General features: G+C 49.5%; 9 protein-coding genes. 8 read left to right on the forward strand and 1 reads right to left on the reverse strand.

What is annotated here, in order from left to right; genetic code table 11:
• Positions 1-5 precede the first annotated feature (5 nt).
• A complete protein-coding gene (locus BIZ37_RS28020) occupies positions 6-860 on the forward strand; it encodes a MurR/RpiR family transcriptional regulator (protein ID WP_107297457.1) in 855 nt (284 codons plus the stop codon).
• Positions 861-1,218: 358 nt separating this feature from the next.
• Entirely contained in the window at positions 1,219-2,664 is a 1,446-nt protein-coding gene (gene pyk, locus BIZ37_RS28025) for a pyruvate kinase (protein WP_187464333.1), read from the forward strand.
• Between the two features lie 65 nt (positions 2,665-2,729).
• On the opposite strand, the gene BIZ37_RS28030 is transcribed toward pyk, so the two are convergent.
• Positions 2,730-3,191 carry a glycine zipper 2TM domain-containing protein gene (locus BIZ37_RS28030; protein WP_187464337.1) on the reverse strand — a complete coding sequence of 154 codons (462 nt, stop codon included), beginning with the start codon at positions 3,189-3,191 and terminating at the stop codon, positions 2,730-2,732.
• 84 nt (positions 3,192-3,275) lie between these two features.
• On the opposite strand from BIZ37_RS28030, the gene aat reads away from it, so the two are divergent.
• The 6 genes from aat to speB all read left to right on the forward strand — a co-directional run bounded on the left by aat (position 3,276) and on the right by speB (position 8,620).
• Positions 3,276-3,989 (forward strand): leucyl/phenylalanyl-tRNA--protein transferase, encoded by a 714-nt coding sequence (aat, locus tag BIZ37_RS28035; RefSeq protein WP_187464334.1) that lies wholly within the window; start codon positions 3,276-3,278, stop codon positions 3,987-3,989.
• Positions 3,986-4,699 (forward strand): arginyltransferase, encoded by a 714-nt coding sequence (locus BIZ37_RS28040; RefSeq protein ID WP_107297454.1) that lies wholly within the window; start codon positions 3,986-3,988, stop codon positions 4,697-4,699. The genes aat and BIZ37_RS28040 overlap by 4 nt, the downstream gene beginning before the upstream one ends.
• Before the next feature lie 175 nt (positions 4,700-4,874).
• Complete coding sequence (gene infA / locus BIZ37_RS28045; protein ID WP_005298441.1) at positions 4,875-5,093, forward strand: translation initiation factor IF-1; 219 nt, start codon at positions 4,875-4,877, stop codon at positions 5,091-5,093.
• Between the two features lie 278 nt (positions 5,094-5,371).
• Positions 5,372-5,548 (forward strand): hypothetical protein, encoded by a 177-nt coding sequence (locus BIZ37_RS28050; RefSeq protein WP_158264504.1) that lies wholly within the window; start codon positions 5,372-5,374, stop codon positions 5,546-5,548.
• Between the two features lie 166 nt (positions 5,549-5,714).
• Entirely contained in the window at positions 5,715-7,637 is a 1,923-nt protein-coding gene (gene speA, locus BIZ37_RS28055) for a biosynthetic arginine decarboxylase (RefSeq protein WP_187464335.1), read from the forward strand.
• 68 nt (positions 7,638-7,705) lie between these two features.
• A complete protein-coding gene (gene speB, locus BIZ37_RS28060; RefSeq protein ID WP_187464336.1) occupies positions 7,706-8,620 on the forward strand; it encodes an agmatinase in 915 nt (304 codons plus the stop codon).
• Positions 8,621-8,646: the final 26 nt, after the last annotated feature.

The following is an 8,646-nucleotide window of genomic DNA, read 5'->3' on the forward strand; positions in this document are numbered from 1 at the left end:
CCGCCATGAATACCCTAGAGAAAATTCAAAAGAATCTTGATAACTTCAGTAAGTCAGAGCGTAAAGTGGCTGAAGTTATCCTAGCATCACCACAAACAGCCATTCACTCGAGCATTGCAACCTTGGCTAAGATGGCGGATGTCAGTGAGCCTACAGTTAACCGCTTCTGTCGTCGTCTGGATACCAAAGGCTTTCCAGATTTTAAACTGCACCTTGCCCAGAGCCTAGCCAATGGTACGCCGTATGTGAACCGCAACGTCGAAGAAGATGACGGTCCAGATGCTTACACCTCTAAAATCTTTGAATCTACCATGGCATGCTTGGACGTAGCGAAGAACAGCTTAGATCCAATGCAGGTTAACCGTTCTGTTGACCTATTGACGCAGGCCAAGAAGATCTCTTTCTTTGGCCTCGGCGCATCGGCATCTGTCGCTCACGATGCCCAAAATAAATTCTTCCGCTTCAATATCCCAATTGTCTGCTTTGATGACATTGTGATGCAGCGCATGAGTGTGATTAATTGCAGCGACGGCGATGTTGTGGTGATGATCTCCCATACTGGCCGTACCAAGAGTTTGGTTGAGGTAGCCCGAATGGCCCGCGAAAACGGTGCCACTGTCATCGGCATTACCGCCAAGGATTCTCCGCTTGACCGTGAGTGTTCTATCTCTATCTGCTTGGATGTGCCTGAAGATACCGATGTCTACATGCCGATGGCGAGCAGAGTCGTACAGATGACAGTCATCGATGTGCTGGCGACAGGCTTCACACTCCGCCGTGGCGCGGGATTTCGCGAAAACCTAAAGCGTGTCAAAGAATCACTGAAAGATTCTCGTTTCACGAAAGAAGGCATCATTTAACCTTCTGTAACTCTCGCATCAAACTTGACTGACAAGGCATGGCTTCGGCGATGCCTTTCTTTTTTCTCCTGCCGATTCGTCGCTCTGAAGCCATACCCATCAACTACAATTACTCCATCCAGCAAAGCAAATACCTGCCAGCATGAGCGGTATTGCCCATTGAAAATCTGCAATTTTTCCACTGTATGATGAAAAAACACCCACAACTAGTCCGACAATATGTTTTTTTCTTACAGTTTGTTGATAAAGAACAGCTTCTTTCTACCTTTATATGTAGTAAAATTTCACGCAATTCAATGAAGCAGATTTCTACAAGCAATCGTTTCATTGGTAACCAATGATACAGATGGAGTTTCCGATGTCTGAAAGGCTAAGACGTACTAAAATCGTTACTACTTTGGGTCCTGCAACCGACCGCGATAACAATCTAGAAAAGATTATCGCTGCGGGTGCAAATGTTGTGCGAATGAACTTCTCACACGGCAGCCCAGAGGATCACATCCAACGCACCAAAACTGTACGTGAAATCGCCGCTAAACTGGGTAAGCACGTTGCTATCCTAGGCGATCTCCAAGGCCCGAAAATCCGTGTGTCAACTTTCAAAGACGGCAAGATTCAATTGGCGATCGGCGACAAGTTCACCCTAGATAGCGACCTAGCAAAAGGTGAAGGCGATCAGCAAGCTGTTGGTCTTGACTACAAAGAGCTACCTAAAGACGTTGAGACAGGCGACATCCTGCTTCTTGACGATGGCCGCGTTCAACTAAAAGTGACTTCAGTTGAAGGCAACAAAGTTCACACTGAAGTTACCGTCGGCGGTCCACTATCAAACAACAAAGGCATCAACAAGAAAGGTGGTGGCCTTTCTGCTGAAGCACTAACAGACAAAGACAAAGCTGACATCATCACCGCTGCACAAATGGGCGTTGATTACCTAGCTGTATCATTCCCACGTAACGGCGAAGACATGAAATACGCTCGCCGCCTAGCGATGGAAGCAGGTCTTGAAGCTAAGCTAGTCGCTAAAGTTGAGCGCGCTGAAGCTGTAGCGACAACTGAAGCGATGGATGACATCATCATGGCTTCAGATGCAGTAATGGTTGCCCGTGGTGACCTTGGTGTTGAAATCGGTGACCCAGAGCTAGTGGGCGTTCAGAAGAAACTGATCCGCCGTGCTCGTAGCCTTAACCGTACTGTGATCACAGCAACCCAGATGATGGAAACGATGATCACAAGCCCAATGCCTACCCGCGCAGAAGTCATGGACGTTGCTAACGCCGTTCTTGATGGTACGGATGCAGTAATGCTTTCTGCTGAAACAGCAGCCGGTAGCTACCCTGTTGAAACAGTAACAGCGATGGCTAACGTTTGTATGGGTGCGGAAAAAGAGCCAAGCATCAATGTTTCTAACCACCGCCTAGCACGTACTTTCGAGTCTGCGGAAGAAACAATCGCCATGTCTACCATGTATGCAGCAAACCACATGGAAGGCGTTAAAGCGATGGTATCAATGACTGAGTCTGGCCGTACGCCACTGATGATGTCTCGTATCTCTTCGGGCAAACCAATTTTCGCTATGTCACGTAACGAAAACACACTAAACCGCGCAGCACTATTCCGTGGTGTAACACCGGTTTACTTCGACCGTGATAGCGATGCTGGCCTAGAAGCGGCTAAGCACGCAGTGGAAAACCTGAAAGAAAAAGGTTTCCTAACTGCAGGCGACCTAGTGATCGTTACCCAGGGTGACGTGATGGATACAATTGGTAGCACCAACAACATGCGTATCCTAACTGTAGAGTAATCTATAGCCTGATTGAAAAAAGCGTGATGGTTAACACCATCACGCTTTTTTAATACCTGCCTCTTTTATGGATAGGCCTTATCGACTCTCACCCCATTATCAAAATAAAGTATCCTGACTTTGTCTTGTGGCTGGAACAGCATGGTGGAATCGACATCTTGAATCACATCAATCAGGGTGCCATCCTCCGCCTTGATGAGTAGCTCCACTAACCGGTATTGGACTATCTGTTGAGTTGGCTGGCGATTATGTGCAATGCCCGCACCGGCAACCGCTCCCACTGCTGTAGCAACCTCACGGCCAGTTCCATCACCAAACTGGTTACCAATCAAACCGCCAATTACGCCTCCCAGCAAGGTTTCCCAGCCATTCCTCTGCGACTCTATGACTTCTTGGTGGGTGATATAACGGACACTATCCACTGCACCGAACACCACTTGGTTCACCGTTCTCGCTTGATTTCTGTTGTACGGTGCCGCAGAAAGTGCCATAGGTAAAATTAACAATAACACCAACCATTTTCTCATCATGTATAATCCTCTTTCCCGGCAACCTGTGCACTTGGGCAAATGCTTTATTCCCAAGTAAATTAAGCTACATTTAGTGTAATTATGGCAATTTATCTTCCGGAACTTGATCCGGTCAATACTGATTTCCCAGCCCCTGAAACCGCACTCGCAGACCCTAACGGCCTGCTTGCCTTCGGGGGTGATCTGCGACCAGAACGCCTGGTCAGTGCCTACCGGCAGGGAATATTCCCGTGGTTTTCCGAAGGTGAACCCTTGCTGTGGTGGAGCCCTGCCCCTCGGGCCGTATTCCTGCCAGATCAATTCCAACCAAGCAAAAGCTTACGGAAATTCTACCGAAAATCTGGCTACCAAGTCACATTGAACCAGGCTTGCCACGATATTATTGAGCTTTGCGCCAGCACCCGGAAAGCGGAAGAAACGTGGATCACCCCTGAAATGATCCAAGCCTATCAGCACCTGCATGACCTTGGCTACTGTCATTCGGTAGAGGTCTGGCAGCACGGTAAACTGGTAGGCGGGCTATATGGGATCAGCGTGGGCGGTGTGTTCTGCGGCGAGTCGATGTTCTCGCTAGCTGACAATGCCTCTAAAATTGCCCTCTGGCTGTTTTGTGAACACTTCAGCGCCCATGGCGGCCAACTGATTGATTGCCAAATCATGAATGACCACCTTGCCTCTTTGGGCGCTGCAGAAATGGAACGGGATCTGTTCACACATTTCCTGCAACTGCAAAGAGATGCCATACTGAGTGATGCGTGCTACCAGACTCAGGAGTTAACGTTCCCAACATCATGAGCAGTTTAAACAAACTTCCTTTACGTATTGGTTTGACCCCGGAATCGTCGTGCAGCTATCTCCCCGGGCAAGACGAGCAACTTGGCGTTGTGATGGACCACCACTGGTTATCACCGGCTGGCTATAGCGTGCTACTGGCCTCGGGTTACCGTCGCAGTGGCAGTGCCGTCTACAAGCCCATGTGCCAGCAATGCCAGGCATGTGTTCCGCTACGGGTTGACTGCCCTGCTTTTCGCCCATCAAAGAGCCAGAAACGCCAACTCAACCAGATAGCCAAGCTACGTTGGGAGTTCAAAACAGATCTGGACCCAGATTGGTACCCGCTATATGAGCGGTACATCACCCAGCGCCATTCTGATGGCAGTATGTATCCACCGAACAAGGCCCAGTTCTTCGAGTTTTGTACCGCCCCTTGGATGGATACCCTGTTCCTCCATGTCTATGAGGAAGACGTACTTATCGCTATTGCTATTACCGATGTTTTCGATGATGCCATGAGCGCGGTATATAGCTTCTTTGACCCGGACAGCTCGCTCTCGCTCGGTACGCTCTGTGTGCTCTACCAAATCCAATATTGCCAACGCTCAGGACGGCGATGGCTCTATCCCGGCTACCAAATTGACCAGTGCAAAGCGATGAACTACAAGACTCGCTTCAAGCCCTACGAGAGGCTGACAGCGCATGGATGGCAACATTTTGATGAAAACTAAGCTGCATTTTTCACCGCTGTCTGAGGGAAATACGATAAAATACGTATTAATGCATCAGAGTAGCTGACAAAGCACATTCGCAGATGTAAAATTGCGGCCTAAACTTTACACTCAAACAGTTTCAAGGCATTATCCAGCCCGATCAGAAGAATGGCTGGTAGCCTAAGAGGATTCAATGGCAAAAGAAGACGTAATTGAAATGCAAGGTACTGTGCTAGACACACTACCTAACACTATGTTCCGCGTAGAGCTTGAGAACGGTCACGTTGTTACCGCTCACATTTCTGGCAAAATGCGTAAAAACTACATCCGTATTCTTACTGGTGACAAGGTAACTGTGGAACTGACTCCATACGACCTAACCAAAGGCCGCATCGTCTTCCGCGCCCGTTAATCTTATACAAGATTACAGAATACAAATAAAACCCGGCCTCTCGCCGGGTTTTATTTTTTCTAACCCCATCAAACCTTATGCGTTCTACTGCCACCTTTTCGATAAAAATCCCTCATCATCACCGCAAAATTATTTTATTTGCCACACCCCCCGTTCGGTTGTTTAATCCCCCTGCACCCAAAGGCACAAAGCGAGCGAGGTGTATACGAGGGACAAGCCCTCACCTTGTTCTGTCATACCGTGAAATCTGTCTGCAGCACGGCCGTTTAGGAATGACAATGAAACCTATCGCAATGCATGATATGCAAGTAGAACTTAACCTATTGCACATGTGCGACATCGCAGCCACTATCCACCCGAAAGACCGACCGCTAAACACGTCGCCTCACCTTGAGCGCCGTAAAAAACGAATGTCGCAAAGACGGGCCCAACGAACGCTCGCTGGCAGCGTCTAACCCTATTTGGTTCACCTAAGATGTTGGCGGGGCATATTGCATTCCCATCGCTCCGCACATCTACCTGATGAGTATTAACTAACCTGGTACTTACAGTCTTGCGACTGGGCCTTGCCACAGCTGCCGATTGACTGTCAGTACCCAATCACTATCCGAGGAAAATGTAATGAGTGATTGGACGACTAAAAATGCGCGTGACGTTTACAACATCCCATATTGGGGACAAGGCTACTTTGATATCAACCCACAAGGTGAAGTCGTGGCAAGGCCAGACAGCCTGAACCCGCTTAATACCATAGCCCTGTCACAGTTGGCGGATCAGTTAATTGCCAAAGGTGCATCTTTACCGGTTTTGGTTCGTTTTCCCGATATTCTCCATCACCGGGTCGATACCTTGTGTACAGTCTTTAACCAAGCTATTGACCACTACCAGTACCAAGGTGAATATCTAGCGGTTTACCCTATCAAGGTGAACCAGCAAGAGGCTGTCGTCAGCGAGATCTTGGCTAGCCAATATGCCAAGCAACAACGCCAATTGGGCTTAGAAGCCGGAAGCAAGCCAGAGTTGATGGCTGTGCTGGCAATGGCACAGCAAGCGAGCTCTGTGATTGTCTGTAACGGCTATAAAGACAAAGAGTATATCCGTCTAGCCCTGATCGGTGAAAAGCTCGGCCACGATGTTTACATCGTGCTGGAAAAGCTTTCCGAACTTAAGACCGTCATGCAGGAAGCCATCGAGCTAGGTGTACGTCCACGCCTGGGCTTACGTGCTCGCCTGTCATCACAAGGTAAGGGGAAATGGCAAGCTAGCGGTGGTGAGAAGTCCAAGTTTGGCCTTTCTGCATCCCAAGTGCTGTCTGTTGTCGAACAATTACGTGACAACGATATGCTCGACTGCCTGCAGTTGCTCCACTTCCACCTTGGCTCGCAGATCGCCAATATCCGTGATGTGCGCAATGGTGTCGGTGAAGCTGGCCGGGTGTATGCCGAATTGAAGAAACTGGGCGCAGGGATCACGACTGTCGATGTCGGTGGCGGCTTGGCTATCGACTACGAAGGCACCCGTAGCCAGAGTAGTTGTTCAATGAACTACAGCCTGCGCGAGTATGCCAATAATGTGGTCTACACCTTGGGTGATATCTGTAAAGAATACGATATCCCGATGCCAAGAATTATTTCGGAGTCGGGTCGTAACCTGACCGCTCACCATGCAGTGCTGATCACTGACGTAATCGGTGTAGAAAGGTATAAACAAGAGTCTGTCACCCCACCAGAGGCAACTGCCCCGCAGATCCTGCATAACATGTGGCATTCGTGGCAGGAACTAATGACACTGACCGACTCTCGCTCGCTCATTGAGATTTACCATGACAACCAGAGCGATCTGGCTGAAGTACATACTCAATTTGCTATGGGTATGCTGAGCTTTACAGAACGCGCATGGGCCGAGCAAATCAGCCTTAGGCTCTGTTATGAGCTTGAGAAAATGCTGTCAGAGAAGAACCGGGCCCATCGCCCGCTACTGGATGAGCTGCACGAGCGCCTTGCTGACAAGTTCTTTGTCAACTTTTCGCTGTTCCAGTCATTGCCTGACGCATGGGGAATCGATCAGATTTTCCCAATTCTGCCGCTGAGCAACCTCGACAAGGAACCAGAGCGTCGTGCTGTGATCTTAGACATCACCTGCGATTCAGACGGTGCCATTGAGCAATATGTTGAAGGCCAAGGAATAGAAAGTACATTGGCTGTTCCTGCATGGAGTGATGAATCACCTTACCGCATGGGTTTCTTCCTTGTGGGTGCCTACCAAGAAATCTTGGGGGATTTGCACAACTTGTTTGGTGATACTGATACAGCGATTGTTCGTGCCTTGCCGGAAGGCGGCTATGAGATCGAGCGGGTAGACCATGGCGACAGCGTCAAAGACGTCCTACGCAGCGTCCGTCTTGATTCTGCCAACTTCTTGGCCCAGTACGAGCAGATGGTCAAACAACACCTGCCTGAACACGAGCACAGCGCAATCTTGAGCGAGCTTGAAGAAGGGCTAAATGGTTATACCTATCTGGAAGATGTCCAGAGCCAGCGTTAATACATAACGACACAAACTAACAGAATGAGGCCACCAGCTTATTGGTGGCCCTTTAACAGGACCCATTTATGGCAACCCTTGCAACTCATCCAGATTATTCGCTAACGGCAAATGCCTTTGGTTTCTTGCGCCAGCCGTTAGAATTTGCCCCGCATTCCACCAACGCTGATGTCATCATCACCGGTGTCCCATTCGATATGGCGACAACAGGACGCTCAGGCAGCCGTATGGGTCCGAACGCAATCCGTCAGGTCTCAACCCACCTTGCCTGGGAAGGCAAACGCTGGCCCTGGTCATTTGCGCTCAAAGACAAGCTGACCATTGCCGATTGCGGTGATTTGGTTTTTGACAGCGGTGATGCTGCGCAAATGTGCGAACGCTTGGAAAACCACGCGACGTCACTGCTTGAAGTTGGCAAAACCTTGCTGACATTCGGCGGTGACCACTTTGTCACCCTGCCGCTGCTGCGTGCCCATGCCAAGAAATTCGGCAAGATGGCACTGATCCACTTCGATGCCCATACCGATACCTATGATATGGGTAGCCAGTTTGACCACGGTACTATGTTCTACCATGCCCCAAACGAAGGCTTGATTGACCCACAGCACTCAATTCAGATCGGGATCCGTACTGACTATGACAACAAGCTCGGCTTCAGTGTGTTGGATGCAGGAACAGCCAACGACTGGTCGGTGGAACAAATTGTCGAGAAGATTAAGCATACCGTCGGTGATATGCCAGTCTACCTGACCTTCGACATCGACTGTTTGGATCCGGCGTTCGCACCGGGTACCGGCACCCCTGTGTGTGGCGGATTAACATCGGACAAGGCGCTAAAAATCATTCGGGGCTTACAAGGTATCAACTTGGTGGGTATGGATGTAGTCGAAGTCGCCCCAGCTTATGATCACGCTGATATGACCGCTTTGGCGGCCGCGACTATTGCTACGGATTTGTTGCATTTGTACGCGAGTCAGAAGTAGAGCGGGTCCTGGGAACTGGGAACTGG

Origin of the sequence: Photobacterium sp. BZF1, from assembly GCF_014349205.1 — a bacterium.
GTDB lineage: Bacteria > Pseudomonadota > Gammaproteobacteria > Enterobacterales > Vibrionaceae > Photobacterium.